This window comes from Bradyrhizobium sp. CFUWI, from assembly GCF_056429085.1.
In genome coordinates, this window is sequence record NZ_JBWJZE010000001.1 from 235,821 (window position 1) to 261,148 (window position 25,328).

26 protein-coding genes and 1 riboswitch are annotated in these 25,328 nt (G+C 66.1%); of the genes, 15 read left to right on the forward strand and 11 right to left on the reverse strand.

What is annotated here, in order from left to right; translation table 11 throughout:
* The first annotated feature begins 152 nt into the window (after positions 1 to 152).
* Both AC066S_RS01125 and AC066S_RS01130 read left to right on the forward strand, forming a co-directional pair.
* Positions 153 to 1,034 (forward strand): 3-hydroxybutyryl-CoA dehydrogenase, encoded by an 882-nt coding sequence (locus AC066S_RS01125; protein ID WP_126259370.1) that lies wholly within the window; start codon positions 153 to 155, stop codon positions 1,032 to 1,034.
* A gap of 228 nt (positions 1,035 to 1,262) precedes the next feature.
* The gene (locus AC066S_RS01130) at positions 1,263 to 1,457 is read left to right on the forward strand and encodes a hypothetical protein (RefSeq protein WP_008543352.1); all 195 of its coding nucleotides are present in this window, start codon (positions 1,263 to 1,265) and stop codon (positions 1,455 to 1,457) included.
* A 6-nt stretch (positions 1,458 to 1,463) separates the two neighbouring features.
* Here the strand turns inward: AC066S_RS01130 and tlpA are convergent, their stop codons facing one another.
* The gene (gene tlpA / locus AC066S_RS01135) at positions 1,464 to 2,129 is read right to left on the reverse strand and encodes a thiol:disulfide interchange protein TlpA (protein WP_126259371.1); all 666 of its coding nucleotides are present in this window, start codon (positions 2,127 to 2,129) and stop codon (positions 1,464 to 1,466) included.
* Positions 2,130 to 2,230: 101 nt separating this feature from the next.
* Between tlpA and argH the strand changes: the two genes are divergently transcribed.
* From argH to lysA, 3 genes are all read left to right on the forward strand, one after another.
* The gene (gene argH, locus AC066S_RS01140) at positions 2,231 to 3,628 is read left to right on the forward strand and encodes an argininosuccinate lyase (protein ID WP_478268712.1); all 1,398 of its coding nucleotides are present in this window, start codon (positions 2,231 to 2,233) and stop codon (positions 3,626 to 3,628) included.
* 93 nt (positions 3,629 to 3,721) lie between these two features.
* Positions 3,722 to 4,012 carry an LPS translocon maturation chaperone LptM gene (gene lptM / locus AC066S_RS01145; RefSeq protein WP_126259373.1) on the forward strand — a complete coding sequence of 97 codons (291 nt, stop codon included), beginning with the start codon at positions 3,722 to 3,724 and terminating at the stop codon, positions 4,010 to 4,012.
* Between the two features lie 23 nt (positions 4,013 to 4,035).
* Positions 4,036 to 5,301: a diaminopimelate decarboxylase gene (gene lysA / locus AC066S_RS01150; protein WP_126259374.1), complete on the forward strand. Its 1,266-nt coding sequence runs from the start codon at positions 4,036 to 4,038 to the stop codon at positions 5,299 to 5,301.
* Positions 5,302 to 5,499: 198 nt separating this feature from the next.
* On the opposite strand, the gene AC066S_RS01155 is transcribed toward lysA, so the two are convergent.
* Entirely contained in the window at positions 5,500 to 6,405 is a 906-nt protein-coding gene (locus AC066S_RS01155; protein WP_478268713.1) for an NAD(P)-dependent oxidoreductase, read from the reverse strand.
* Positions 6,406 to 6,640: 235 nt separating this feature from the next.
* Complete coding sequence (locus AC066S_RS01160; RefSeq protein ID WP_028134137.1) at positions 6,641 to 7,024, reverse strand: carboxymuconolactone decarboxylase family protein; 384 nt, start codon at positions 7,022 to 7,024, stop codon at positions 6,641 to 6,643.
* Between the two features lie 176 nt (positions 7,025 to 7,200).
* Here AC066S_RS01160 and AC066S_RS01165 point away from each other — a divergent pair, with 176 nt between their 5' ends.
* Together AC066S_RS01165 and AC066S_RS01170 are read left to right on the forward strand one after the other, a co-directional pair.
* Complete coding sequence (locus AC066S_RS01165; RefSeq protein ID WP_478268714.1) at positions 7,201 to 9,147, forward strand: TIGR02302 family protein; 1,947 nt, start codon at positions 7,201 to 7,203, stop codon at positions 9,145 to 9,147.
* Positions 9,135 to 10,280: a DUF4175 family protein gene (locus AC066S_RS01170; RefSeq protein WP_126259377.1), complete on the forward strand. Its 1,146-nt coding sequence runs from the start codon at positions 9,135 to 9,137 to the stop codon at positions 10,278 to 10,280. The genes AC066S_RS01165 and AC066S_RS01170 overlap by 13 nt, the downstream gene beginning before the upstream one ends.
* 190 nt (positions 10,281 to 10,470) lie before the next feature.
* Here AC066S_RS01170 and AC066S_RS01175 read toward each other — a convergent pair whose 3' ends face one another.
* Complete coding sequence (locus AC066S_RS01175; protein ID WP_126259378.1) at positions 10,471 to 10,845, reverse strand: response regulator; 375 nt, start codon at positions 10,843 to 10,845, stop codon at positions 10,471 to 10,473.
* Positions 10,846 to 10,890: 45 nt separating this feature from the next.
* Positions 10,891 to 11,769 carry an MJ0042-type zinc finger domain-containing protein gene (locus tag AC066S_RS01180; protein ID WP_478268937.1) on the reverse strand — a complete coding sequence of 293 codons (879 nt, stop codon included), beginning with the start codon at positions 11,767 to 11,769 and terminating at the stop codon, positions 10,891 to 10,893.
* A 203-nt stretch (positions 11,770 to 11,972) separates the two neighbouring features.
* Between AC066S_RS01180 and ftsE the strand changes: the two genes are divergently transcribed.
* The 4 genes from ftsE (at position 11,973) to AC066S_RS01200 (ending at position 15,235) form a co-directional block, all read left to right on the forward strand.
* Complete coding sequence (ftsE, locus tag AC066S_RS01185) at positions 11,973 to 12,632, forward strand: cell division ATP-binding protein FtsE (protein ID WP_126259379.1); 660 nt, start codon at positions 11,973 to 11,975, stop codon at positions 12,630 to 12,632.
* Complete coding sequence (locus AC066S_RS01190) at positions 12,625 to 13,593, forward strand: cell division protein FtsX (protein ID WP_126259380.1); 969 nt, start codon at positions 12,625 to 12,627, stop codon at positions 13,591 to 13,593. The genes ftsE and AC066S_RS01190 overlap by 8 nt, the downstream gene beginning before the upstream one ends.
* Before the next feature lie 129 nt (positions 13,594 to 13,722).
* The gene (locus AC066S_RS01195) at positions 13,723 to 14,427 is read left to right on the forward strand and encodes a YdcF family protein (RefSeq protein WP_126259381.1); all 705 of its coding nucleotides are present in this window, start codon (positions 13,723 to 13,725) and stop codon (positions 14,425 to 14,427) included.
* 34 nt (positions 14,428 to 14,461) lie between these two features.
* Positions 14,462 to 15,235 carry a lysophospholipid acyltransferase family protein gene (locus AC066S_RS01200; RefSeq protein ID WP_478268715.1) on the forward strand — a complete coding sequence of 258 codons (774 nt, stop codon included), beginning with the start codon at positions 14,462 to 14,464 and terminating at the stop codon, positions 15,233 to 15,235.
* Here AC066S_RS01200 and AC066S_RS01205 read toward each other — a convergent pair.
* On the reverse strand, positions 15,232 to 15,843 hold the full coding sequence (locus AC066S_RS01205; RefSeq protein WP_167767653.1) for a gamma-glutamylcyclotransferase: 612 nt from the start codon (positions 15,841 to 15,843) through the stop codon (positions 15,232 to 15,234). The genes AC066S_RS01200 and AC066S_RS01205 overlap by 4 nt on opposite strands.
* Before the next feature lie 110 nt (positions 15,844 to 15,953).
* On the opposite strand from AC066S_RS01205, the gene AC066S_RS01210 reads away from it, so the two are divergent.
* Positions 15,954 to 17,138, forward strand: a complete 1,185-nt coding sequence (locus AC066S_RS01210; protein ID WP_478268716.1) for a DUF2125 domain-containing protein — start codon at positions 15,954 to 15,956, stop codon at positions 17,136 to 17,138.
* Positions 17,139 to 17,241: 103 nt separating this feature from the next.
* On the opposite strand, the gene AC066S_RS01215 is transcribed toward AC066S_RS01210, so the two are convergent.
* Genes AC066S_RS01215 through AC066S_RS01225 form a run of 3 tightly spaced genes read right to left on the reverse strand, consistent with a single transcriptional unit; the run spans position 17,242 to position 20,156 of the window.
* Complete coding sequence (locus AC066S_RS01215) at positions 17,242 to 18,177, reverse strand: prephenate/arogenate dehydrogenase family protein (RefSeq protein ID WP_126259384.1); 936 nt, start codon at positions 18,175 to 18,177, stop codon at positions 17,242 to 17,244.
* Positions 18,174 to 19,271 (reverse strand): histidinol-phosphate transaminase, encoded by a 1,098-nt coding sequence (gene hisC, locus AC066S_RS01220; protein WP_128920438.1) that lies wholly within the window; start codon positions 19,269 to 19,271, stop codon positions 18,174 to 18,176. The genes AC066S_RS01215 and hisC overlap by 4 nt, the downstream gene beginning before the upstream one ends.
* Before the next feature lie 36 nt (positions 19,272 to 19,307).
* Positions 19,308 to 20,156, reverse strand: a complete 849-nt coding sequence (locus tag AC066S_RS01225) for a chorismate mutase (protein WP_135167534.1) — start codon at positions 20,154 to 20,156, stop codon at positions 19,308 to 19,310.
* Positions 20,157 to 20,312: 156 nt separating this feature from the next.
* A riboswitch (SAM riboswitch) is annotated at positions 20,313 to 20,392 on the forward strand.
* Positions 20,393 to 20,483: 91 nt separating this feature from the next.
* On the opposite strand from AC066S_RS01225, the gene metX reads away from it, so the two are divergent.
* Both metX and metW read left to right on the forward strand, forming a co-directional pair.
* Positions 20,484 to 21,689: a homoserine O-acetyltransferase MetX gene (gene metX / locus AC066S_RS01230; RefSeq protein ID WP_126259555.1), complete on the forward strand. Its 1,206-nt coding sequence runs from the start codon at positions 20,484 to 20,486 to the stop codon at positions 21,687 to 21,689.
* Between the two features lie 2 nt (positions 21,690 to 21,691).
* The gene (metW, locus tag AC066S_RS01235) at positions 21,692 to 22,354 is read left to right on the forward strand and encodes a methionine biosynthesis protein MetW (RefSeq protein ID WP_126259387.1); all 663 of its coding nucleotides are present in this window, start codon (positions 21,692 to 21,694) and stop codon (positions 22,352 to 22,354) included.
* 116 nt (positions 22,355 to 22,470) lie between these two features.
* On the opposite strand, the gene AC066S_RS01240 is transcribed toward metW, so the two are convergent.
* Positions 22,471 to 23,334 carry an alpha/beta fold hydrolase gene (locus AC066S_RS01240; protein ID WP_478268717.1) on the reverse strand — a complete coding sequence of 288 codons (864 nt, stop codon included), beginning with the start codon at positions 23,332 to 23,334 and terminating at the stop codon, positions 22,471 to 22,473.
* Positions 23,335 to 23,550: 216 nt separating this feature from the next.
* Here AC066S_RS01240 and AC066S_RS01245 point away from each other — a divergent pair, with 216 nt between their 5' ends.
* On the forward strand, positions 23,551 to 24,210 hold the full coding sequence (locus AC066S_RS01245) for an NlpC/P60 family protein (protein ID WP_126259389.1): 660 nt from the start codon (positions 23,551 to 23,553) through the stop codon (positions 24,208 to 24,210).
* A 129-nt stretch (positions 24,211 to 24,339) separates the two neighbouring features.
* Here the strand turns inward: AC066S_RS01245 and AC066S_RS01250 are convergent, their stop codons facing one another.
* Positions 24,340 to 25,128, reverse strand: coding sequence for an MOSC domain-containing protein (locus AC066S_RS01250; protein ID WP_135170588.1), 789 nt, complete (start codon positions 25,126 to 25,128; stop codon positions 24,340 to 24,342).
* Between the last annotated feature and the right edge of the window lie 200 nt (positions 25,129 to 25,328).

Consider the following 25,328-nt stretch of genomic DNA (forward strand, 5'->3'; position numbering starts at 1 on the left):
GTTGCTTTTTTGAGCCGTTTTCTTGGCGTGGGGCACGCCTTCGACGCGATCAAATCTAGGTTTCGAGCCAAGGTTCTGATTAAATCGGACCTCCCGGCTCAAGGGGTAGTGGCAGGGCGCGCTCGTCGCGCGCCGTTCCGGTGGATGGCAATATGGCGGCAGTGATCAAGAAGGTCGGCGTGATCGGCGCGGGTCAGATGGGCAACGGCATCGCGCATGTCGCGGCGCTCGCCGGCTTCGACGTGGTGCTCAACGACATCTCGGCCGATCGCCTCAAGTCGGGCATGGCCACCATCAACGGCAATCTGGCGCGCCAGGTCTCCAAGAAGGCTGTTACCGAGGACGACAAGGCCAAGGCCATGGCGCGCATCACGCCGGCCGAAAAGCTCGACGACCTCGCCGATTGCGACCTCGTGATCGAGACCGCGGTCGAGAAGGAAGAGGTCAAGCGCAAGATCTTCCACGAGCTCTGCGCCGTGCTGAAGCCGGAGGCGATCGTCGCCTCCGATACGTCCTCGATCTCCATCACGCGGCTCGCCGCCGCCACCGACCGGCCCGAGCGCTTCATCGGCATTCACTTCATGAATCCGGTTCCGCTGATGGAGCTGGTGGAGCTGATCCGCGGCATCGCCACCGACGATGCGACCTTCGAGGCGTCCAAGGAATTCGTCGCCAAGCTCGGCAAGCAGGTCGCGGTCTCCGAGGATTTCCCGGCCTTCATCGTCAACCGCATCCTGTTGCCGATGATCAACGAGGCGATCTACACGCTGTATGAGGGCGTCGGCAATGTCGAGGCGATCGACGCGGCGATGAAGCTCGGGGCGCACCATCCGATGGGCCCGCTCGAGCTCGCCGATTTCATCGGCCTCGATACCTGCCTCTCGATCATGCAGGTGCTGCACGAGGGCCTCGCCGATTCCAAATACCGCCCGTGCCCGCTGCTGGTGAAATACGTCGAGGCCGGCTGGCTCGGCCGCAAGACCCAGCGCGGCTTCTACGATTACCGCGGCGCCAAGCCGGTTCCGACGCGATAGCGAGGCACTCTCGTGCCCCGGACGCTGCGCAGCGCCTCAGCTATGCGCTGCAGAGCCGGGGCCCAGCAGCCGCGTACGCACCTGAGGCATGGGGTCCCGGCTCTGCAGCGCGTCACTTCGTGCCGCACCTTGTCCGGGACACGGACAGAGGCAGTCCACGGCTTTGTGACATTTCATGTCGCGTTAACCTCTCCCGCCTAGGTTACGGCCGGTACGGGGGTTCGCGTAATGGACATGATGGCAATGGTCAGCACCATGCTGGCCGCTCAGCAAGGCGCGCTGCAATCGAATATCGCGGCGACGCTGACCAAGCAGAACGCGGATATGGAGAAATCCACTGTCCTGACGCTGCTCGGCGCCGGCCAGCCCTCGCTCGCCAATGTCGGCCCGGGCGTCGGCGGCAATCTCAACGTCACCGCCTGAAAATATCTAGAGCGTCGCGGCGGCCTTGCCCGTTGCCGCCCGGATCAGCTTGAGCGCGTCCTCGCTCGCCCATTCCGCCGGACCCGCGATCGTCGCAATCTCACAGCCGTGCGGATCGACCAGCACCGAGGTCGGCATGCCCAGGGCCCGGCCGATGGCCTTAAGATCCTGAAAAACCTTGGCTTTCTGATCGCTGAAGTAGCTCAGCCTGACAAGATTGGCCTCTTTCAGGAAGTTTTTCGGCTTCTCGGGGTCGCGGGTGTCGATATTGATCGCCACCACTTCGAAATTCGGGCCCGACAGCTTGCCCTGGAGCTCGTCCAGCGCCGGCATTTCCTTCCGGCACGGCACGCACCAGGTCGCCCACAGGTTCACCAGCAGCGTCTTGCCGCGGAAATCGGACAGCTTCTTCGGCTTGCCGTCGGCATCCTCGAACGCGAGGTCGGGCAGCTTGAGCGGGGCGCTCGCCATGGTCAGCGCCGCCACCTCGCCATGCGCGAGCGGGGCGATTTTTTGCGCCGTGGCCACCGCCGGCCGACACGTCTGATCGCCTGAGGGCGACCGGCCGAGGCCCAGCCCGTACAGCGCGGCAAAGCCGGCCAGGCCGCCGATCGCCACGATGGCGATCACGAGGGGGACCCGGCGCGTGGCGGAGGGCTTCTGGTCGAGCATATCGTTTGTCATCCGGTCGCAGATATGGCTATCAGGGGCCTCTTAATACGGCTGGCGGCGGCCAGCAAACGTGCGGCAAATCAAGGCGTGAGCAGGGGATCATGAGCAACAAGATGTGGGGCGGCCGGTTCTCGGAACGTCCCGATGAGATCATGGAGGAGATCAACGTCTCCATCGACGTCGATCGTCACCTCTTCGCCCAGGACATTGCCGCGTCCAAGGCCCACGCTGCGATGCTCGCCAGCCAAGGCATCATCACGGGGTCTGATGCGAAAAATATCGCCAGGGGTCTAGACACGATTTTGTCAGAGATCGGCAAGGGCGGCTTCGAGTTCAAGCGCGCGCTCGAGGACATCCATATGAATGTCGAGAGCCGCCTGTCCGAGCTGATCGGCCCCGCCGCCGGCCGTCTGCACACCGCGCGCTCGCGCAACGACCAGGTCGCGACCGACTTCCGTCTCTATGTCCGTGACATCGTCGACGAGCTCGATGCGGCGCTCGCGGCGTTCCAGCAGGCGCTGGTCGAGCGTGCGCTGGAGCACGCTGCAACCGTGATGCCCGGCTTCACGCATCTGCAGACCGCCCAGCCGGTGACGTTCGGCCATCATCTGCTCGCCTATGTCGAGATGGCCGCGCGCGATCGCGGCCGGTTCCAGGACGCGCGCAAGCGGCTGAACGAATCCCCGCTCGGCGCCGCCGCGCTGGCCGGCACCTCGTTCCCGATCGACCGCCACGCCACCGCGAAGGCGCTTCTGTTCGATCGTCCGATGGCGAACTCGCTCGATGCCGTCTCCGACCGCGACTTCGTGCTGGAGACGCTGTCGGCGGCCTCGATCTGCGCCGTGCACATGTCGCGCTTTGCCGAGGAGATCGTGATCTGGACTTCGCCGCTGGTCGGCATGATCCGGCTCAGCGACAAGTTCACCACCGGCTCCTCGATCATGCCGCAGAAGCGCAATCCGGATGCCGCCGAGTTGGTACGCGCCAAGACCGGCCGCGTCATCGGTGCGCTCAACGGCCTGTTGATCGTGATGAAGGGCCTGCCGCTCGCCTATCAAAAGGACATGCAGGAGGACAAGCAGGGCGCCATGGAAGGTTTTGCCGCGCTGTCGCTCGCGATCCGCGCCATGACCGGCATGGTCCGCGACCTCGTCCCCGACGAAGCCAGGATGAAGACCGCTGCGGGCGAGGGCTATGCCACCGCGACCGATCTCGCCGACTGGCTGGTGCGGACGCTGAAGATGCCGTTCCGCGAGGCCCATCATGTCACCGGCCGCATCGTCGCCAAGGCGGCCGAGGGTGGCGTGGCGCTGCACGAGCTGCCGCTCGAGGAGATGCAGGCGATCGAGCCCAAAATCACCAAGGACGTGTTCGGCGTGCTCTCGGTCGAATCGTCGGTGAAGAGCCGCACCAGCTTCGGCGGCACCGCGCCGAAGAACGTGGCGTCCCAGGCCAAGGCGTGGGCGAAGCGGCTGGAAAAAGAGCGAAAATTGGGCTGAGGGTAAAATTTCGCTGATGTTTCATGGTCATCCGGCTCTCGCCAGAGTGCGCCAATCTCTGTATGGTGCGGCCCGCGTAGTGGGGATTTCGTCGTGACGTCAAAGTTTCGCCCGGCCGGTTCGGGGTGGGCCATCATTGTCTTGAGCCTGACGGCGCTTGCGCTTGCCGGCTGCGGCCGCAAGGGTCCGCTCGATCTGCCGCCGACCGCCAATGCGTCCACGGCCAACGGTGCCGCGCCTGTCGATACCGAGACCGAAGCCCAGAGGACGCCGAGCGTGTTCAACCCCACCTATGGTGCGGATGCCGCGCCCGCGGCGGCCAAGGGCCGGAAGAAATCGTTTATTCTCGACCCGCTCCTGGACGAACCTCCCGGCAGGAAATAAGCCGGGACAACCGAGCCTAAGCCATGAACCATTTCGACTACCGCAACGGCGTGCTGCACGCCGAGGCGGTGAACCTGTCCGAGCTGGCCGCGACCGTCGGCACGCCGTTCTATTGCTATTCGACCGCAACCCTGGAGCGGCACTATCGCGTCTTCACCGATGCCTTCGCCGGCGAGAAGGTGCTGGTCTGCTACGCCATGAAGGCGAATTCCAACCAGTCGGTGCTGCGCACGCTGGCCAAGCTGGGCGCCGGCGCCGACGTGGTCTCGGGCGGCGAGTTGAAGCGCGCGCTGGCGGCCGGCATTCCGCCGAACAAGATCCTGTTCTCCGGTGTCGGCAAGACCGAGACGGAGCTCCGCGCCGCGCTCGCCGCCGACATCCTCTGCCTCAACGTCGAATCCGAGCCCGAGCTGGAGCTGCTGTCGCGGCTTGCGACCGAGATGGGCAAGACCGCGCGCATCTCGCTCCGCGTCAACCCCGATGTCGATGCCGGCACCCACGCCAAGATCTCCACCGGCAAGTCCGAGAACAAGTTCGGCATCCCGATCGCGCATGCCCGTGAGGTCTATGCCCGCGCCGCCAAGCTGCCCGGCATCGAGGTGACCGGAACCGACGTGCATATCGGCAGCCAGATCACCGAACTCTCCGGCATGGAGACCGCGTTCCGCATCCTCTCCGAATTCGTGCAGACGCTGCGCGCCGACGGCCACAACATCTCCCATGTCGATTTCGGCGGCGGCCTCGGCATTCCCTATGACATGAACCGTGCGGCGCCGCCGGAGCCGGCGGCCTATGCCGCCATGGTCAAGCGCGTCAGCCACAATCTCGGCTGCACGCTGATGTTCGAGCCGGGCCGCATGATCGTCGGCAATGCCGGCATCCTGGTCGCCAAGGTGATCTATGTGAAGCACGGCGACGGCAAGAATTTCGTCATCATCGACGCTGCGATGAACGACCTCATTCGCCCGACGCTGTACGAGGCGCATCACGACATCCTGCCGGTGAAGCAGCCCGCCAGCGGCGCCGCCACCATCATGGCCGATGTCGTCGGCCCGGTCTGCGAGACCGGCGACTACCTCGCGCTCGACCGCACGCTGCCGACGCCCGCGCCCGGCGATCTCCTCGCCATCATGACCGCCGGTGCCTATGGCGCGGTGCAAGCGGGCACCTACAACACCCGGCCGCTGGTGCCCGAGGTGTTGGTGAAGGACGATCGGTACGCCGTGGTGCGCCCGCGCATCGAGGTCGAGCAGCTGATCGCGATGGACACGCCGGCGCCGTGGCTGTGATTGTATCGTAGTCTGACCGTGAGATGCGACGCTAGCTGAACAAATTCGGTGTCGTCCCCGCGAAAGCGGGGACCCATAACCACAGGGCGGAGTTGTTCGGCTAAGCTGTAACTCCGAATCCTCGCCAAACCTTGTCCTGTGATTATGGGTCCCGGATCTGCGCTTCGCTTGTCCGGGACGACAGCGGAGGGCGAGGCGCTACTTCCCCGCCAATCCTCCCTTGCCACCAACGATAACCCCCGCCTTCTTCTCGATCGGCTTGATCGCGGCGGTGAAATCGGACTCGGCGCCTTCCGCAGCTATCACGGTCTCCCACAACCGCCCGACCGCGTCGGCGACCTCCATCGACAGGCCGAGCTGCTTCATCTCCTCCAGCGCCAGCCGCACGTCCTTCACCATCAGTCCCGTGGCGAAGCCGAAATCGAAGCTGCGCGGCAGCACCGAGCGCGGAAACTTGTCGCGGCTCGCCGTGTTCATGCCCGAGCCGGCATTGATGACGTCGATCATCACGGCGGGGTCGAGCCCGGCCTTGACGCCCATCACCACGGCCTCCGACGTCGCCACGATCGCGGTGGCCGACAGGAAATTGTTGGCGAGCTTCATGGTCTGTGCCGACCCGGGCTTCTCGCCGATGAAGAACACTTTTCCGATCACGTCGAGGACGGGCTTGAGCAGATCGAACTCCGTCTTTGGGCCGGAGACCATGATCGCCAGCGTGCCCTTCTCGGCGCCGCCGACGCCGCCGGAGACGGGGCAGTCGATCTGCACGATGTCGCGTTTGGCGAGGAGGCCGTGAATTTTCACGGCCATCGCCGAGCCGACGGTGGAGAGGTCGATGAAGCGTTTTGCCCGGCTGCCCTCGATCACGCCGTTGGCCCCGGTTGCAACCTCGAGCGAAGCCTGCAGCGAGGGCAGGCTTGCCATCACCGTCTCGACCTGGTCGGCGACGTCCTTCGGCGATGTCGCGGCCGTCGCGCCGAGGTCCACGAGCTTGCCTGTGACCTCGTTGCGCGTGTCGCACACGACGAGCCCGTGCCCCGCCTCGATGAGCCGCCGCGCCATCGGCAATCCCATGTTTCCGAGGCCGATGAATCCGATGTCCATGGTGTTTCCTTGTTTCTTTCTTTTTCGCTGTCGGGAAAGTGCTCGTTCCATCCCCGCTGTCGTCCCGGACAAGCGCGCCCTCAGCGCGCGCAGATCCGGGACCCATGATCCCAGGGAGGAGTCGTTCCGCGAAAGCGGTCACTCCGAGTCCCCGTAACCACATCTCCCTGTGGTTATGGATCCCGCGTTCGCGCTCCGCGCGCCTCGGGACCACAGCGGAGATTGGCGCCGCATCTCACGCCTTGCCGTCGATCTCCGCGAACACCTCGCGCGCGATGCGGAAGCTGTCGACCGCGGCGGGCATGCCGCCATAGATCGCGACCTGCATCAGGATCTCGCGGATCTCCTCGCGGGTGACGCCGTTGGTCAGCGCGCCCTTCAGATGCGCGCGGAATTCGTGCTGGCGATTGAGGATCGCGATCATGGCGATGTTGAGCATGCTGCGGGTCTTGCGCGGCAGCTCCTCGCGGCCCCACACCGTGCCCCAGCAATATTCGTTCAGCATCTCCTGGAACGGACGGTTGAAGTCATCGACGTTCTTCAGGGCGTTGTTGACATAGGCCTCGCCCAGCACCGCTTTGCGGACTTCCAGGCCCTTGTCGTGCATCTTCTTGTCCATGGCGTTTCCCTTGCTTCCCCGCGTTTCCCTGTGGTGGCGCGCGGAAATTACGGGGTTGGGCCGGGCCAGTCACGTCCTCGTGTTATGCGGGAAAAGGGGTATCTCCCGTACCGGAACGGATGCCTCAGTGCTGCCGTTGTGATAGGCTCCTCTCTACCGGGCAACCTGGAGAGTTGATGAACGGCGTCCCCGACCCGTCAGACCCGATCCGCAACAGTGATGATCTGTCGCGGCTGAAGCTGGCGCAGGCCCTCGACCGGGCCCTCTATGCCATCGCGTGGGAGCGTGCCTGGCCGCATTTGGCGCGGCTTCTGACTGTCGTCGGCCTGTTCCTGGTGGTGTCCTGGGCCGGCCTGTGGCTGGCGTTGCCTTTCATGGCCCGTGCCATCGGTCTCGTCGTTTTCGCCGGCGTTGCGATTGCGGTGCTGTTGCCCCTGATTCGCTTCCGCTGGCCGAGCCGCGAAGAGGCACTGAGCCGGCTCGATCGTGGCTCCGGCATCCGTCACCGCCCGGCGACGACGCTGACGGACACGCTGTCCTCGCAGGATCCGGTCGCACAGGCGCTGTGGCAGGCGCAGCGCGAACGGACGCTGGCCTCGATCAGGCGCATCCGCGCCGGCCTGCCGCATCCGCGGCTCGCGCTGCATGATCCCTGGGCGCTGCGCGCGCTGGTCATGGTGATGCTGGTCGCGACCTTCTTCGCCGCCGGCGACGAGCGCGCGATGCGGCTCGGAGCCGCCTTCGACTGGAATGGCGTGCTGGCGCCCGCCAATGTTCGCGTCGACGCCTGGGTGACCCCGCCGCTCTACACTGGCAAGCCGCCGGTCATCCTGTCGGCCGCCAACAAGGAGGCCGCGGCGCTGCCCGCCTCCGGGCCGCTTGCCGTTCCCGCCGGCTCGACCCTGATCGTGCGCTCCTCCGGCGGCAGCCTCGACGTCACCGTCTCCGGTGGCCTCAAGGAGGTCGCGCCCACGGAAGCCGCGCCCAAGGGAACCAACGAGAAGCATTTCACCATCAGCGCTGACGGAACCGCGCATGTGCGCGCGCCCTCCGGCCAGCCGCAATGGGCGTTTGCGGCCACGCCGGACCGTGCGCCGACGATCGTGCTCGCCAAGGATCCCGAGCGCCAGGCGCGCGGCGGGCTCCAGCTCTCCTACAAGATCGAGGACGATTACGGCGTGACCGGCGCGGAGGCGCACATCGGCTTGCGCCCGGACGACGCTAAAAATGCCGTCAAGGATGGCAGCAAGGATTCCGACAGCAAGGCCGCGCCGCGGCCGCTGTTCCAGCCGCCGCAATTCCCGCTCGTGCTGCCGAACGCGCGCACCCGCAATGGCGTCGGCCAGACGGTGAAGGACCTCAGCGAGGATCCCTATGCCGGCGCCGACGTCACGCTGACGCTCACCGCCAAGGACGAGGCCGGCAACGAGGCCAGAAGCGAACCCTTCAACATGCGGCTGCCCGAGCGTCTCTTCACCAACTCGCTGGCGCGCGCGCTGATCGAGCAGCGCCGCATCCTCGCGCTCGATGCCAACAGGAATTCGGACGTCTACACCGCGCTCGACGCCCTGATGATCGCACCCGAATTGTTCACGCCGGACGCCGGCTGCTATCTCGGCCTCCGCAGCCTCGCGACCCAGCTCGAGGCCGCCCGCACCGACGATGCCCTGCGCAACGTGGTGGCGAGCATGTGGGCCTTCGCGGTCACCATCGAGGACGATGGCGTCGCCGGCAGCGTCAACGCCGCGCTGCGCTCGGCGCAGGATGCGCTCAAGGCGGCGCTGGACCGCGGTGCCAGCGAGGACGAGATCAGGGTGCTGACGCAGAAGCTTCGCGAGGCCATGGCCGGCAAGGTGCGCGATCTCGCACGGCGCGCTGAACAGAATCCGCTCGGTGCGCGGCAGCCATTCCCCGCCGAGGTCCAGCTCATTCTCGACAAGGCGATCGAGCTGCGACAAAAGACCCAGCATGCGACGCCCGAGCAGCTTGCGGAACTGGCGCAGCAGCAGGACACCTTGCGCGAGCAGCTTCAGGCCTATCGGAAGTCGGCGAACAGCCGTGCCAACAAGGCGGGGGACGACAGGACCAACCAGTTTACGCGGGACCGGAAATGCGGAAGCTAGCACGCGTGCCAGTCTTGAAGGCGATGTCGATCGCCTGCCTCGCCTTCCTGTTGGGAGGCGTTAGCCCCGTCGTGGCCCAGCAGGACCAGGATCCCGATGCTCTGCTCGACAGCGCGGAAAAGGCGATGCAGGAGTCCGGCGACAGCCTCAGGCAGAAGGAATCCGGCAAGAGCCTGAGCAACCAGTCCGACGCCATTCAGAAGCTCGAGGAATACAAGCGGGCCACGGAGAGGAGCCAATCCTCCAGTCGCGATCGTTCCGTCATCACGCAACGGGATCTGGACGACCTGCTGCGGCAGATCGAGAAGGCGGCGCGCGAGGGCAATCGCGAGGCGGCCCAGCGCATGCTCGAGCAGCTCGCGCAGATCATGGAAAGTCTCCAGATGGCGCAGCCCGGGCAATCCGGCGAGAGCGAGATGGAGCAGGCGCTCAACGAGCTCAGCGACATGATCCGCAAGCAGCAGCAATTGCGCGACAAGACCTTCAAGCAGGGCCAGGATTCGCGGCGTGACCGCTCGCGCGGCAAGCAGCAGGGCGATCAGTCGATGTCGGACCTCCAGCAGGATCAGCAGTCGCTGCGCGACCGCCTGAAGAAGCTGCAGGACGAGCTCGCCAAGCGCGGTCTCGCCCAGAAGGGACAAAAGGGCCAGAAGGGGCAGCAGGGTCAGAAAGGCCAGCAGGGCGACCCCGGTCAGAGCGGCGATCAGGACGGCGACCAGGGCGATGACGACGGCAGCCTCGACGCCGCCGACGGCGCCATGGGCGATGCCGGCTCGAAGCTCGGCGAGGGCAATGCCGACGGTGCCGTGGACTCGCAGGGCAAGGCTCTCGAGGCGATGCGCAAGGGCGCGCAGAAGATGGCCGAAGCGATGCAGCAGGGCGACGGCGACGGGCAGGGCGATGGTCCCGGCAATCGCGCCGGCCGTCAGCAGAGCGGCGGCAATCAGACCGATCCGCTGGGGCGCCCGCTTCACGGCCGCGATCTCAGCGACGACTACACCGTCAAGATCCCCGGCGAGATCGACGCCCAGCGCGTCCGGCGCATCCTCGAAGAGCTCCGCCGCCGCCTCGGCGACAGCTCGCGCCCGCAGATCGAGCTCGATTACATCGAGCGCCTGCTGAAGGATTTTTGAGTGGGCTCAGCGCGCGCAACCCATCACCGTCACCCTGAGGTGCTCGCGTGCTCGCCTCTTCGGCGAGCCTCGAAGGGCGACGGCCCGGCTGGCAGCTCGGCCGTACATCCTTCGAGGCTCCCGGCGCGATGCTGGGCATCGCCCCGCTCGCACCTCAGGATGACGGATCAAGTGCAGCTGTAACGAGGCCTCACCCCTTCTTCGCCGCGAGCGCGTCCGCTACCGCGGTGCGGATGTCGGCGACCGAGAACGGCTTTGTCACGACGTCGTGCACCAGCGCCTTGAGGTTCGAGGCGCGCTCGCGCTGGTCGGCAAAGCCGGTCATCAGCAAGATGGTCAGATCGGGAAAGTCGCGCGCGGCGGAGAGCGCCAGCGCGATGCCGTCCATGACGGGCATCTGGATGTCGGTGAGCAGCAGGTCGAAGGCGCCGTCCTCGCGGCTCAGGATCTCCAGCGCCTCGGCGCCGTCTTGCGCGGTGACGGTCTCGTGGCCGTCCATCGCGATGGCGCGCGCCACCAGCGTGCGCATCGAATCCTCGTCGTCGGCAATCAGGATTTTCGGCATGGGACGAACCTTGGGATCAACTCCGCGCGGGCCTTGCGAGGCCGATTATACGCTGCCGCCGGCAATGTCGCGCCGGTTGAAGAAGCGAACGTCGATATTGCGGCCCTCCGGCGGCGGCGAGGCGAGACGCGAGCGGAAGAAGGCGCGCTCGCCGGGCCGCAGCACGGTCTGCTCCAGCACCGTATTCCAGGCGTAGATCTCCGCTCCTTGCGCGTCGCGCACGGCAAAGCGCAGCCGCGGGATGTCGAGCGGCTTCTTGCCCTCGCCGACGATCACGCCCTCGATCACCAACACCTGCTTACCGTCCACGGTCTCGCTGGACAGCGTCACGTCCTTGAAGGCGAGGCCCCGCAGGTTCACCTCGAGCCCGACCAGCTTGTAGAATGCCGCCGTCTGCGGCAGCAGCCGCACCATGTCGCCGCGCCAGATCACCAGCGCCAGCACCAGCGCGCCCATGGCGGCACAGGCGGTCGGCAGGCCGAAATAGGATTTTCGCGGAGCGGCAGTGGCCACTGGGCGGCTGACCCGCGCTCCGCGGCGGCGGAACAGGCCGCGGAACCAGGATTGGTGCTGCACGCCGGCGACCTCCTCCTCGGCCTCCCGGGCCGCCGCCGACCACTCGTCCTCGGTTTCCTTGGCTTCTTCCTCGGGCCAGTCACTGGCGATCGAGGGGCTGTCGACGACAGGCGCATCGGTAGCCCTGTCGTCCGTGGCATAGGAATTCCACTGCTCGGCGAGGTCGGACTGGTCGTCAGTCTGGCTGGCTGCAGCCATGGCCGGGACGGACGCCTCCTCGATGGCATCCTCGGCATGGGCGATCCAGGTCTCCTTGCAGCGGGAACAGCGCACCGCCCGTCCGTTCGCCCCAAGGCTCGCGAGCTTGATGGCGTAGGATGTCATACAATGGGGGCAGACGATATGCATGGACGAGCCTTGATGCATGAACCAGGACTTGAACGAGGTCTTGACCATGACCCCGCCGGGAAGGACCGGGCGGCCACGATGCTACCAATATGCTACAGGCCGACCGTTAACGAACCGGAAACCATAACGGCGGCAAAACCCGTTGATCGCGCCTGGCGGAGCGCAGCCACGCGACCCGCGCCCCCTCTCGAACGGAGCTGAACTTGGTTCGGTTCGAAAATGTCGGATTGCGTTACGGTCTGGGGCCGGAGATCCTGCGCGACCTCAGCTTCCAGATCCCGGCGCATTCGTTCCAGTTCCTGACCGGACCGTCTGGTGCCGGCAAGACCTCGTTGCTGCGCCTGTTGTTCCTGTCGCATCGACCGACGCGGGGCCTCGTCAATCTGTTCGGCCACGACATCTCGCAGCTCGGCAAGGACGAGATCGCCGATTTGCGCAAGCGCATCGGCATCGTGCTCCAGGATTTCCGCCTGCTCGACCACATGACGACCTATGAGAACGTCGCGCTGCCGTTCCGCGTCATGGGCCGCAGCGAGTCGAGCTACCGCAAGGAGGTGATCGATCTGTTGCGCTGGGTCGGGCTTGGCGACCGCATGGACGCGCTGCCGCCGATCCTGTCGGGCGGCGAGAAGCAGCGCGCGGCGATCGCGCGCGCCGTGATCTCGCGGCCGCAGCTGCTGCTCGCGGACGAGCCGACCGGCAGCGTCGATCCGACGCTCGGACGCCGCCTGCTGCGGCTCTTCATCGAGCTCAACAAATCGGGCACCGCCGTCATCATCGCGACCCACGACATCGGCCTGATGGACCAGTATGAGGCGCGGCGGCTGGTGCTGCACCAGGGACGGTTGCACATCTATGAGTAGGACCGACGAGCGCGGCGTGCTGGTCGACCTCGGGCAGGAGCGTCCGCAGCTGCCGGCCAAGGCGCGCAACATGTCGCCGATCGTGCCGCGCGCCTCGATCCAGGGCCGGGCGCTGGTCGCCGTCGTCGCCATCATGACCTTCCTCGCGTCGATGGCCACGGGCACCGTGCTGCTGGTCAGCGCGTCCGCCGCCGAATGGCAGTCGGATGTCGCGAGCGAGATTACCATCCAGGTTCGTCCGCAAACGGGGCGCGATCTCGAACGCGACACCGTAGCGGTGACGGAGGCGATGCGTGCGCAAGCCGGCGTCGTCGAGGTCAAGCCGTTCAGCAAGGAGGAGAGCGGCAAGCTGCTCGAACCCTGGCTCGGCACCGGGCTGTCGATGGACGACCTGCCGGTGCCGCGCATGATCATCGCGCGCGTGCAACCCGGCACGCCGCTCGATCTCGACGCCTTGCGCGCACGGGTGAACCAGGTCGCGCCGGGCGCCAGCGTCGACGATCATCGCGCCTGGATCGAGCGGATGCGCTCGATGACCAACGCCACCGTGCTCGCCGGCCTCGGCATCCTCGCGCTCGTGATCGTCGCCACGATCATCTCCGTCTCGTTCGCGACCCGCGGCGCCATGGCGGCGAACCGCCCGATCGTCGAGGTGCTGCACTTCGTCGGCGCCGGCGACCGCTACATCGCCAATCACTTTCTGCGTCATTTCCTCAGGCTGGGCCTCGAGGGCGGCGTGATCGGCGGCGGCGCTGCCATGCTGGTGTTCGGCTTCTCCGAGTCGATCGCCGGATGGTTTTCTGGTACCCCCGTCGGCGACCAGTTCGCCGCGCTGCTCGGCACCTTCTCGCTGCGGCCGTCCGGCTACATCGTGCTTGCGGTCCAGGCCGTGCTGATCGGCGCCATCACCGCGGTGGCCTCGCGCCAGACGCTGTTCGCGACCTTGAATGATGTGGATTGAGATCGCCCCTTCTCTCCTTGCGGGAGAAGGTGGCGCGAAGCGACGGATGAGGGGAGAGGAAGGAAACCGGACTCCACTTCGCCTCAAAACGTCATAAAATCGCTTCAGGGAAGGGATTACCGGCATCACATGACCTCGCCGACCGACGATCGATCGCCGAAACTGCCGCGCGGCTGGCTGCGCGCGACAATCGTGTCGACGATCGCGCTCGCCTTCGTCGGCGCCGCGGCGGGCTTCGTCGCGTTCCTGTCGCAATTGCGCGGCGCCGAGATCGCACCGAGTCGCAAGGCTGACGGCATTGTGGTGCTGACCGGCGGCTCCTCGCGGGTGTCGGATGCGATGGAGCTGCTCGCTGCCGGCTACGGTAGGCGGCTATTGATCTCCGGCGTGCATCCGACCTCGACGGCGAACGACATCTCCAGGACGCTGCCGGAGAACCAGGCCTTCATGACCTGTTGCGTCGATCTCGACCGCACCGCGCTCTCGACCCGCGGCAACGCGGCGGAGGCGCGGCGCTGGGCCGAGGGGCGCCGCTTCAAGTCGCTGATCGTGGTCACTTCGAACTACCACATGCCGCGCGCCCTGGTGGAATTCTCGCATGCGATGCCGCAGACGGCGCTGATCCCGTTCGCGGTGGTTGGCGACAAATGGCGCGAGGAGCCGTGGTGGATCTCGGCGCCCACCTTGCGGCTGCTGCTGTTGGAATATGTCAAGTACATCGCGGCCGAGCTCAGGGTGCGGCTGGAGGATGTCGGGATTGACCTTTCGCCCGAGATGTCGGAGCAGCCTGCAGGGCAACAGCCAAAGCGGCCCGCCACCGCCCAGGCCAATTGACAAGCCAATTGATCGGCAAATTGATGGACCGTCGATGTTTCTGATTTTCCTGCGCTCGCTCGTGTTCAACGTGCTGTTCTACGCCGTGCTGATGTGCCTCGCGATCGTGGCGCTGCCGACCTTCGCATTGCCGCCACGCGCCATGTTGACGGTCGCCGCATGGTGGGCGAAGGCGACGCTGGTCCTGATGCGCGTGGTCTGCAACATCAAGGTGGAATTCCGGGGTACGGAGAAGATTCCGCAGGGGCCGTTGGTGATCGTGGCGAAGCACCAGTCGTTCTGGGAGACCTTCGTGCTGCCGGGCTTCTTCCACCGCCCGATCTTCATCCTCAAGCGCCAGCTGATGCAGATCCCGGTGTTCGGTCAGTTCCTGGTCAAGACCGGGATGATCGCGATCGATCGCAATGCCGGCGTGAAGGCGCTCCTGGACATGACCCGGCGGGCGCGCGAGGCGGTGCGCAGCGGCCGGCAACTCGTGATCTTTCCGGAAGGCACGCGCCGCGCGCCTGGCGCGCCGCCGGATTACAAGACCGGCTTTGCGCAGATCTATTCGTCCTGTGGTGTGCCGTGCCTGCCGATCGCGCTCAATTCCGGCCTGTTCTGGCCCCGCCGCACCTTCATGCGCTATCCCGGCACGCTCGTGGTGGAGTTCCTCGATCCGTTGCCGCCCGGCCTGCCGAAGGACCAGTTTCTCTCCCGCGTGCAGACGGCGATCGAGGACGCGACCAGCCGTCTCGTCGAAGCAGGCCGGAAAGAGCAGGAGCAATTGATCGGCTCGGCGCCGAGCTACAGGCCGGCGGAGGGCTAGCGGTTCTCGCGGTCTTCCACCGCCGCAGGCGCATGCAGGGAATGCGCGTCGCCATGCAGCATCAATGCGAGCTGATGCAGCTGCCTGTCGCGAAAGCCTTCGGCCTCGATCGCCTTCACCGTTGCGGTGACATAGTCGCGGTTGGCGCCCGACTGGCCATGGCCCTGGACGACATGGCGATGCTGCTCGGCGAGCGAGAGCCGGCCGGCATATTGCGCATGGCCGCGGTCGACGACATAGGTGAGCGCGGAGACGCGCTGGCGCGCGTCGTTCTGAAGCCATACCGAGCGCATCACCTCGCGATAGACCGAGGTGACCTGCTCGCGCGCGCGCAAGTAAGCGACGACCTCGGTGCGGTTCTTTTCAGCGACGCGAAAGGCAATACCGCGGCAGGCGCCGCCGCGGTCGAGCCCAAGCACCAGACCCGGCTTCTCCGGCGTCCCGCGATGCACGAAGGAATAGACGCAAAGCGCGCGATGCTCGCCGACCAGCCGCGCCGGGACGCGCTCCTCGAAGTCGAAGCCCGGCCGCCACATCAGCGAACCGTAGCCGAACACCCAGAGGTCGCCCTTGGCGGTGGTGACGGAGGGGAGGGTGATTTCCGACATTTCGGGCACGGCTACCAGAACCATGCCCCGAAGCGAAGCGAATTCTCCGCCTTTCGTCGCAGACGGACCACGCTTACATTTGCCTGAATCTGGGATCAAAGGGTCGCCGCATGTCCAATATGAACGTTGCCGCAGGCCGTCGCTCCCGTTGGGGCCTCTTCGTCGCACCCATTCTCGTCGTGATCCTCGCCGTCGCGTGGAGCTGCTTCTGGTTCTATGCGGCCTCGCAGGCCGAAACGGCCGCAGACGCCTGGCGGGCGCAGGAGGCCAAGTCCGGCCGCATCTATGATTGCGCCAAGCGCTCGATCGCCGGCTTCCCGTTCCGCTTCGAGATCCAGTGCTCCGGCGCCAGCGTGTCCCTGGTCTCGCAGAACGCGAGCAAGACGCCGTTCACGGCCAAGCTCGACAACATCCTGGTCGTCGCCCAGGTCTACGATCCCAAGCTCGTGATCGCCGAATTTTCCGCACCCGCGACGCTCACCGACGGCGTCACGCAAAACACCTTCGTGGTGAACTGGAGCAAGGGCCGCAGCAGCGTGGTCGGCCTGCCCTCGGTGCCGGATCGCGCCTCCATCGTGTTCGACGATCCCTCGCTCAACCGCCTCGACGGCAGCGTGCAGGTGCCGCTTGCGCGCGCCAAGCAGGTCGAGCTGCACGGCCGCCTCGCCGACGGCTCGCCGGCCGACCATCCCGTGATCGAAACCGTGCTCCATGTGTCGCAGGGCAGCATTCAGGGCGTTCATCCCCTGCTCGCCGAGCCATTCGAGGCGGACACGCGCGCCAAGGTCACCGGCCTCTCCGACCTCGCGCCAAAGCCGTGGCCGCAGCGCTTCCGCGAGATTCAGGCTGCCGGCGGTCACATCGAGATCGTGCAGTCGCGGATCCAGCAGGGTGAGATGATCGCGGTTGCGGCCGGCACGCTCGGCCTCTCCGCCAACGGCCGGCTCGACGGTGAATTGCAGATGACCGTGGCGGGCCTCGAGCGCGTGATCCCCGCGCTCGGCATCGAGAAGATGCTGGAGGAGGGCGTGCCGCAGGCAACGCTCGACCGCGTCGCGCCCGGCGTGAAATCGCAGGACCTCACCAATTTGTTCGGCGCGCTCGATCGCGCCGTGCCCGGTCTCGGCAAGGTCATCAGGCAGAACGCCAATGCCGGTGTCGCCGCCGGCATCAACTCGATCGGTACCGAGAGCACGCTCGAAGGCAAGAAGGCGCGCAGCTTTCCGCTGAAGTTCGTCGACGGCGCGGTGCTGCTGGGCCCGGTCAAGGTCGGCCAGATTCCGCCGCTGTATTGACCTGCCGTCATTCCGGGGCACGCGTAGCGTGAACCCGGAATCTCGCGCTGCAATCTCGGGATTCCGGGTTCGACGCTGCGCGTCGCCCCGGAATGACCGATGCCTACGGCTTCTTCAGCGCCGCATGCGGCCGGCCGAAATCCGGCGCAGCCGAGTCCTGGCCGATCTCGACGATGCCGCGGCGGATGGCGCGGGTGCGGGTGAAGTGGTCGAACAGCGCCTCGCCGTCGCCGCGCCGGATCGCGCGCGTGAGCTTGGCGAGATCCTCGGTGAAGGTGCCGAGCATCTCCAGCACGGCCTCCTTGTTGGCGAGGAAGACGTCGCGCCACATCGTCGGGTCGGAGGCCGCGATGCGGGTGAAATCGCGGAAGCCGCCGGCGGAGAACTTGATGACCTCTGACTCCGTCACCTGGGCCAGCTCGTCGGCGGTGCCGACGATGGTGTAGGCGATCAGATGCGGCAGATGGCTGGTGATGGCGAGCACGAGATCGTGGTGATCCGGCGTCATCACCTCGACCTTGGCGCCCATCGCCGCCCAGAACGCCCGCAGCCGATCGGTGGCCGCGGCATCGACGCCTTCGGGTGGGGTGAGGATGCACCAGCGGTTGATGAAGAGCTCAGCGAAACCTGAATCCGGGCCCGAATGCTCGGTGCCCGCCACCGGGTGCGCCGGGACGAAATGAACGGTCTTCGGCAGATGCGGCGCCATGTCCCTGACGATCGCGCCCTTCACCGAACCGACGTCGGAGACAACGGCGCCGGGCTTCAGATGCGCGGCAATCTCCTGCGCCACCGGCCCGCAGGCGCCGACTGGAATGCAGAGGATGACGAGATCGGCATCCTTCACTGCTTCCGCATTGGTCGCCACGACCTTGTCGACGATGCCGAGCTCGGCGACGCGCGCGCGGGTCTGCTCCGAGCGCGCGGTGGTGACGATCTCGCCAGCCAAGCCCTGGAGCTTCGCAGCGCGCGCGATCGAGCCGCCGATCAGGCCGAAGCCGATCAGCGCGACGCGCTGGAAGTGCGCCTGCTCGCTCATTTGCCGGCCATGAAGTCGCGCAAGCCGTCGACCACGAGGCGGTTGGCCTCCTCGGTGCCGATGGTCATGCGCAGCGAATGCGGCAGGCCGTAGTTCTTCAGGCCGCGCAGCACGAGGCCGCGCTTGGTGAGGAAGGCGTCGGCGTCGTCGGCGGTCTTGCCCTTGTCGGTCGGAAAGTGGATCAGCACGAAATTGGCGACGCTCGGCGTCACCTTCAGCCCGAGCTTGCCGATTTCCTCGGTCAGCCAGTTGCGCCAGGTCTCGGTGAATTGCTTCGACATCGCCTGATGCGCAGTGTCCTCGATCGCGGCGACCGCGGCATACATCGCCGGCGTCGACACGTTGAAGGGACCGCGGATGCGGTTGACGGCGTCGATGATGTGCTCGGGCCCGAACATCCAGCCGATGCGCAGCGCGGCGAGGCCGTGGATCTTGGAGAAGGTGTGGGTCACCACCGTGTTCTCGGTGGTGGCGACGAGCTCGATCCCCATTTCATAGTCGTTACGAGAAACGTAGTCGCAATAGGCTGCATCCAGCACCAGCAGCACGTGCGAGGGCAGGCCGGCGCGCAGCCGCTTGACCTCGTCGAACGGCACATAGGTCCCGGTCGGATTGTTGGGGTTGGCCAGCCAGACCAGCTTGGTCTTCGGCGTCACCGCCTTGAGGATGGCATCGACGTCGCAGGTGAGATCCTTCTCCTGCGCGATGACGTTCTTGGCGCCGACCGCCATGGTCGCGATCGGGTAGACCAGGAAACCGTGCGTGGTGGAGATCGCCTCGTCGCCGTGGCTGAGATAGGTGTGGGCGAGCAGATTGAGGATCTCGTCCGAGCCGGCGCCGCAGATGATGCGGTTGGGGTCGAGCCCGAAGGAGCGGCCGATCGCCTCGCGCAGCACGCGCGAGGTGCCTTCCGGGTAGTCTTCCAGGTGGTCCGCCACGCGCTTGAACGCCTCGATCGCCTTGGGCGAGGGGCCGAACGGCGTCTCGTTGGCCGAGAGCTTGAACACCTTGCGGCCCGGTTCGGCGACCGGGCTCTTGCCGGGCGTGTAGGGCGCAATATCGAGAATGCCGGGATTCGGCACGGGGCGGGACATCTTGAACTCCGAAAATGGCAGGGCGTGGCGCGTGGTTTACGATTTCGCCCCGGTCGGGGGCACCGTATAGCGCGTTGCGTGGCTGCCGACGAGGGCCACAGAGCGCACCGAGGCCCCCGCCTCGATCAGGGCAGCCCTGATTTTATCGATGCTGGTCGCGCTCGTGACCGAGACCAGCAGCGCCGCGCCGTCGAAGGCGGTGTCGGGCACCGCGACGATCTCGGCGAGCGGCGACAGGGCGCGCGCGACCTCCGCGTTCCACCCCGACACGCGGACGCTGAAGGTCTCGACCTCCGTGTCCAGGGCGCTGTCGGCGACGCGCGAGACCGCGAACACCGGCAGTGCAGCCGGATGGTCGGCGCGCTCGACGAAGGGCATCCGCGCGATGATCTTCGGCGCGCCGTCGGCTTCCAGCTCTAGCCACCACGGCGTGCGGCTCGACGTCGCCGAGACCAGCGCCAGATCGCCCTTGGATCTCGCCACCGCCTCGACCGCGGCCTGCGCGCTGAAATGCGCGACGTAAGGCACCGTGAAGCCGAAATGGAAGCGCACGGAATCGCGCATCGCCGGCTCGCTCGCCGAGATGTCGGCATGCACCGAGAACGGCGCCTGCACATAGGTGAAGGTCGAGATGATGACGCGCCAGATGCTCTCGACCGTGTCGAGCGGCAGGATGCCGCGATGGCGCCGCACGAGGTCACGCATCATGGCGGCCTCGCGCGCCGGGCGGAATGCCGAGCCGACCTCCTGGGTCTGCTTCACCTGGATCAGGCGGTCGATGATGTCGCCGCGCTGCATCAACAGGCGATGCATGCTCTCGTCGATCGCGTCGATCTCCTTGCGCAGTTCCTGCAATGATGGCGGCGCGGGCGGACGTTGGGACATATCTGGCGGTCGATCGTTCCGAATGGGGATGTTCTGATTAGGCAGTCGGGGCGGCGAAAGCAAAGAGAAATGACGTCCTTTCCAGGCGACGCGGCAGAGGCGAATTGAGCCGATCCGGGCCGCGACTTGACGAAAACCGCCCAAGACGGTAGCTTTTGCCCGTTCCGTGGTCATTTGAGCCGGCCGGCTTGCAGCCACGTTAAAAAACTCGCTAAACAGGCCGGGGACGCTTCCGATCCCGGCCGAACCTATCGTTCAGGCCGGGTTTTTCATGGCCTGATGCAAGTGGCGATCAAGCGTTTGATCGCAAACGAGGTCGATGGTCAGATGGGTGGCGTCAAGTCGATACCGAGTCCTGCGATCAGCGCCGACGAGCGGTCGCACGAGGTGGATCATCCGAGCTCGCAGGTTGCGCATTTCGGTGCCGAGCAGCCGCTGCGGCTCGATTGCGGTGTCGATCTCAGCCCGTTCCAGATCGCCTACCAGACCTATGGCGAGCTCAACGCCGATCGCTCCAACGCGGTCCTGATCTGCCATGCCCTGACCGGCGATCAGCATGTCGCCAATGTCCATCCCGTCACCGGCAAGCCCGGCTGGTGGGAAACCCTGGTCGGCCCAGGCCGTCCGATCGATCCCAAGCACTACTTCATCATCTGCTCCAACGTGATCGGCGGCTGCATGGGCTCGACTGGGCCGGCGTCGATCAATCCCGCCACCGGCAAGGTCTGGGGGCTCGAATTTCCCGTCATCACGATTCCGGACATGGTGCGCGCGCAGGCCATGCTGATCGACCGGCTCGGCATCGACACGCTGTTTGCGGTGGTCGGCGGCTCGATGGGCGGCATGCAGGTGCTGCAATGGACCGCGGCCTATCCTGGGCGCGTGTTCTCCGCGCTGGCGATCGCCTGCGCGACGAGGCACTCGGCGCAGAACATCGCCTTCCACGAGCTCGGCCGTCAGGCCGTGATGGCCGATCCCGATTGGCACGGCGGCGGCTATGCCGATCGCGGCATCCATCCGCATCGCGGGCTCGCGGTGGCGCGCATGGCGGCGCACATCACCTATCTCTCCGACGCGGCGCTGCATCGCAAGTTCGGCCGACGCATGCAGGACCGCGAGTTGCCGACCTTCTCGTTCGACGCCGACTTCCAGGTCGAGTCCTATCTGCGCTACCAGGGCTCGTCCTTCGTCGAGCGTTTCGATGCCAATTCCTATCTCTATCTGACGCGCGCGATGGACTATTTCGACATCGCCGCCGACCATGGCGGCGTGCTCGCAAAGGCGTTCGCGGGAATTGCGACCCGCTTCTGCGTCGTCTCCTTCACCAGCGACTGGCTGTTTCCGACCTCGGAATCGCGCGCGCTGGTGCATGCGCTGAACGCCTCGAGCGCGCGCGTGTCGTTCGCCGAGATCGAGACCGATCGCGGTCACGACGCCTTCCTGCTCGACGTGCCCGAATTCTTCGACATCTCCCGCGCCTTCCTGCAATCGGCAGGCAAGGCGCGCGGGCTCACCGGCAAGAAGGACGGCTAGCGATGTCTGTACAGGAAGTGCTGCCGCTCGGCGGCATTGCGGCGGGTCAGTCCGGCCAGTTTCGCGCCGATCACCTCCTGGTCGCCGAGATGGTCAAGCCGGGCTCGAAAGTGCTCGACGTCGGCTGCGGCGAGGGCGACCTGCTTCAGCTCCTGGAGACCCGCGGCATCGACGGCCGCGGCATCGAGCTGTCGCGCGAGGGCGTCAACCGCTGCGTCGCCAAGGGCCTTGCGGTGGTGCAGGGCGACGCCGACACCGACCTCGTCAATTATCCCGACGATGCCTTCGACTACGTGATCCTGTCGCAGACGCTGCAGGCGACGCGGCAGCCGCGGGTGGTGCTGGAAAATCTGCTGCGCATCGGCCGAAGAGCCATCGTCTCGTTCCCGAATTTCGGCTTCTGGAAGATGCGGCTTCAGCTCCTGATCGGCGGCCACATGCCGCGCACCGAGAACCTGCCGGCGACCTGGTACGACACCGCCAACATCCATTTCTGCACCATCAAGGATTTCGTGCAGCTCTGCGACGAGATCAACGTCAAGATGGAGCGCTCGGTGGCGCTCGATCTCTACGGCCGCCCGGTGCCGCTGAACCTACCCTGGTGGGTGTGGAACATGTTCGGCGAGCAGGCGGTGTTTCTGCTCAGCAGGGGCGGGGGGAAGTAGTCTCTCTCCGTCATTCTGGGGCGATGCGAAGCATCGAGCCCGGAATCCATCGTGCCACAGCGTTTGCGGCCCGATGGATTCCGGGCCTACGCCTTCGGCGCATCCCGGAATGACAGCTAGTGTTGGGCCAGCGAGCGCGGATCGCGCGCCGGCCAGCGCCCCGCTTCCACCAGCGTGACGAACCGCCCCACGCTCTCGTTGAACAGCGCCGGCTCTTCGAGATTGAGCACGTGGCCGGATTTCGGAAACATCGCGAGGCCCGCGGCCGGCAGGTGCTTCTTCAGGAACAGGCTCGGCCCGACGCAGAGATCGTCCTCGTCGCCACAGATTATCAGCGCGGGCGTTGCCACCTTCGCGATCGCATCCGCCATCGTGTAAATCGACGGACGGCCGCCCTGGAAGCCGCGCATCGTGCGCGCCGAACCCTTGGCGTCGTGACGCGCCAGCGCGGCGTAGAAATCGGCGTGGCCGCGCGGATCCTTCACCAGGAAGGGAATCCGGCTCGGCGCCTCGCGCGTGACCTTTGCGACCTCGGCGGAGCCCAGCGTCTCGAACTGCTCGGCATTGGCGCGGCACTGCTGGCGCCAGGCCTCCAGATTCTCGATCTCCGAACCCGAGCCGACGCCGGCCAGCGTCATCGACAGCGCGCGCTGCGGCGCGTTCAACCCGATCTGGAGCGACGAGTAGGCGCCCATCGACAGGCCGACGAGATGCGCGCGCTCGATTCCGAGATGATCAAGCACCGCGAGCGCGTCGCTGTAGAAATGCGTGTAGCTGTAGACTTCGCCCTCGGGCACGTCCGACGGCGTGTAGCCGCGCGCCGAATAGGTGATGCAGCGGTGGCCGCGCGAGAAGTAACGCATCTGCGGCTCCCAATTGGTGTAGTCGGCCGCGAACTCGTGCAGAAAAATGATCGGCGTTCCCCGACCCGCCTCTTCGAAATAGATGCGGACGTCGTCCCTGGTCGTGGCGTGGGGCATTAACCTTTTCCCTCTGTTCAAGCCGCTTTCGCAGGATTGCAGTTAATGCTGTTGTCCGCAATGCGGCGGCATCGGACCAGTGTCGGCGCAAAATCATCGCAGCTATTCGCAGACTTTCCGCGTCTTTTTCTCGCCACATCCGGCGGCTTAACGGCCGGACGGATGTCGGCTCTTGCACGGGCCGGCGGGAAGTGGGGTGTCAACGAAGGATGAAGAATGGTTGAGTTGTTTGCGTCTCGCCTGTCGCGTTGTGTTGTTGCGCTGGCGATCTTCTCCGCGGCTTTTGCCGCGTTCGTTTCTCCGGCCTCAGCGCGGCCGCATCATCGTCATAGCGCAGAGCGGCACGCTTACGTGCACCACGCCAGACATCATCATCACCGCCACCACGCACGCAGCTCGCGCTTCGAGCGCAGCGCTGCGCAGTTGCAGGCGAGCGGATTCGCTGGCACTCAGGCGAGCTACGATCCGAACGCCAATAGCGGCGGCATGGCTACCAACACCATGGCCGCGAGCGGCGGCTTCGGTGGGGGTTCGGGCCTCGTCTCGGAGGCGCGCCGCTACATCGGCGGCAATCCGACCGGGCGCGGCAGCCTGTGGTGCGCGCGCTTCATGAACATGGTGCTGCAGCACACCGGTCATCAGGGCACCGGGTCGGATATGGCGAGCTCGTTTGCGCGTTACGGCACGCGCGTCTCCGGTCCGCAGGTCGGCGCCATCGCGGTGATGTCGCGCGGTCGCCGCGGCGGCCATGTCGGCATCGTCACCGGCATCGACGCGCAGGGCAATCCGATCATGATCTCCGGCAACAACGGCAACCGCGTCCGCGAGGCGCCGGTCTCGCGCGGGAAGATCTATGCGTATGTGATGCCGAACTGAGGTGAAGTGCGTAGGGTGGGTTAGCTAGCGGGCGCGCGAAGCGCGGTCCGCTGGCGTAACCCACCTCTTCGGCTTCTGCGGTGACAGACGATGGTGGGTTACGCCTTCGGCTAACCCACCCTACGAAGCTCACAGCAGCTTCGGCTGTTCCACCGCGATCGCATCGCCCACGCCGATCTCGCCACCTTCGATCACCTCGGCGTAGATGCCGCAGTCCATGTGGCCGAGGTGGCGCGAGAGCGTCGGCGGGATCTCGAGATCGCGCTTGGCCGTCACCGGGTCCACATTGGTGGCGGGGCAGCGGACGATGCGCTTGACCACCTTCAGCCGCGCCTGTCCGATCGCAAGCGTCTGGCCGACGAGATCGAGCTCCGACCAGGCCGGCCAGCCTTTCACGTAGAGATTGGCGCGGAAGCGCAGCGGATGCACGGCGGTGCCGCCCAGCATGGTCTCGATGGCGCGGACGCTGCCGAGATTGATGATGGAGACCACCTTGCGGGCGACGTCGGAGAAGCTGTGGTCGCGGCCGGACAGCAGCTTCGGCGGGCCCTTGAGTTCCGGCTGAAAGTTCTCCGCGAAATAGCGCTCGATGGCCGCCCGCCCGGCCGCGGTCTCGAGGTCCCCGCCGGCGACGACCTGACCGTCCCTGCGGATGGTCAGGACATTGCTGGCGTCGTCGAAATGGCTGTCGAGCTCGGCCAGGCGCTCATTGCGCGCCAGCATCAGAAACTGGATTTTCGGCTTCCATTCGGGCGCATCAGGATCGAAGCCGCTCGGGCCGTTCTCGATGGCGTAGCGGCGATCGGCGGGCAGGGTCTGGCCCACCCGCAAGGGGGCGCGGCGCAGGGGCTCCGGCGTCAGGCCCTTGATCGGGTAGCGGTAGAGGCCGGTGATCTCGGCGGTCTGGCTGGCTGTCATGCCGCTACTTAGGGGATTCGACCGGTCCGCGCCAAGCAGCCGAGAAGCGCACGAAATTGTGAACTCGCCTCTTTCGTTCCGCCGGACCGCTTCCCACATCTGCCTCAGGCCGGCGCCAAGCCGGCAAAAGACCGCCGTTTCCGCTTGAGAATCCTCAATGCGGTCAGCCGAAACCCAATGAAGATGCCGTATTGGGGTGC

Coding starts and splice junctions, on each gene's coding strand:
- AC066S_RS01125 (WP_126259370.1), top strand. CDS start 153: ATGGCGGCAGTGATCAAGAAGGTCGGCGTGATCGGCGCGGGTCAGATG.
- AC066S_RS01130 (WP_008543352.1), top strand. CDS start 1,263: ATGGACATGATGGCAATGGTCAGCACCATGCTGGCCGCTCAGCAAGGC.
- tlpA (WP_126259371.1), bottom strand. CDS start 2,129: ATGCTCGACCAGAAGCCCTCCGCCACGCGCCGGGTCCCCCTCGTGATC.
- argH (WP_478268712.1), top strand. CDS start 2,231: ATGAGCAACAAGATGTGGGGCGGCCGGTTCTCGGAACGTCCCGATGAG.
- lysA (WP_126259374.1), top strand. CDS start 4,036: ATGAACCATTTCGACTACCGCAACGGCGTGCTGCACGCCGAGGCGGTG.
- AC066S_RS01155 (WP_478268713.1), bottom strand. CDS start 6,405: ATGGACATCGGATTCATCGGCCTCGGAAACATGGGATTGCCGATGGCG.
- AC066S_RS01160 (WP_028134137.1), bottom strand. CDS start 7,024: ATGGACAAGAAGATGCACGACAAGGGCCTGGAAGTCCGCAAAGCGGTG.
- AC066S_RS01165 (WP_478268714.1), top strand. CDS start 7,201: ATGAACGGCGTCCCCGACCCGTCAGACCCGATCCGCAACAGTGATGAT.
- AC066S_RS01170 (WP_126259377.1), top strand. CDS start 9,135: ATGCGGAAGCTAGCACGCGTGCCAGTCTTGAAGGCGATGTCGATCGCC.
- AC066S_RS01175 (WP_126259378.1), bottom strand. CDS start 10,845: ATGCCGAAAATCCTGATTGCCGACGACGAGGATTCGATGCGCACGCTG.
- AC066S_RS01180 (WP_478268937.1), bottom strand. CDS start 11,769: ATGCATATCGTCTGCCCCCATTGTATGACATCCTACGCCATCAAGCTC.
- AC066S_RS01190 (WP_126259380.1), top strand. CDS start 12,625: ATGAGTAGGACCGACGAGCGCGGCGTGCTGGTCGACCTCGGGCAGGAG.
- AC066S_RS01195 (WP_126259381.1), top strand. CDS start 13,723: ATGACCTCGCCGACCGACGATCGATCGCCGAAACTGCCGCGCGGCTGG.
- AC066S_RS01200 (WP_478268715.1), top strand. CDS start 14,462: ATGTTTCTGATTTTCCTGCGCTCGCTCGTGTTCAACGTGCTGTTCTAC.
- AC066S_RS01205 (WP_167767653.1), bottom strand. CDS start 15,843: ATGTCGGAAATCACCCTCCCCTCCGTCACCACCGCCAAGGGCGACCTC.
- AC066S_RS01210 (WP_478268716.1), top strand. CDS start 15,954: ATGTCCAATATGAACGTTGCCGCAGGCCGTCGCTCCCGTTGGGGCCTC.
- AC066S_RS01215 (WP_126259384.1), bottom strand. CDS start 18,177: ATGAGCGAGCAGGCGCACTTCCAGCGCGTCGCGCTGATCGGCTTCGGC.
- hisC (WP_128920438.1), bottom strand. CDS start 19,271: ATGTCCCGCCCCGTGCCGAATCCCGGCATTCTCGATATTGCGCCCTAC.
- AC066S_RS01225 (WP_135167534.1), bottom strand. CDS start 20,156: ATGTCCCAACGTCCGCCCGCGCCGCCATCATTGCAGGAACTGCGCAAG.
- metX (WP_126259555.1), top strand. CDS start 20,484: ATGGGTGGCGTCAAGTCGATACCGAGTCCTGCGATCAGCGCCGACGAG.
- metW (WP_126259387.1), top strand. CDS start 21,692: ATGTCTGTACAGGAAGTGCTGCCGCTCGGCGGCATTGCGGCGGGTCAG.
- AC066S_RS01240 (WP_478268717.1), bottom strand. CDS start 23,334: ATGCCCCACGCCACGACCAGGGACGACGTCCGCATCTATTTCGAAGAG.
- AC066S_RS01245 (WP_126259389.1), top strand. CDS start 23,551: ATGGTTGAGTTGTTTGCGTCTCGCCTGTCGCGTTGTGTTGTTGCGCTG.
- AC066S_RS01250 (WP_135170588.1), bottom strand. CDS start 25,128: ATGACAGCCAGCCAGACCGCCGAGATCACCGGCCTCTACCGCTACCCG.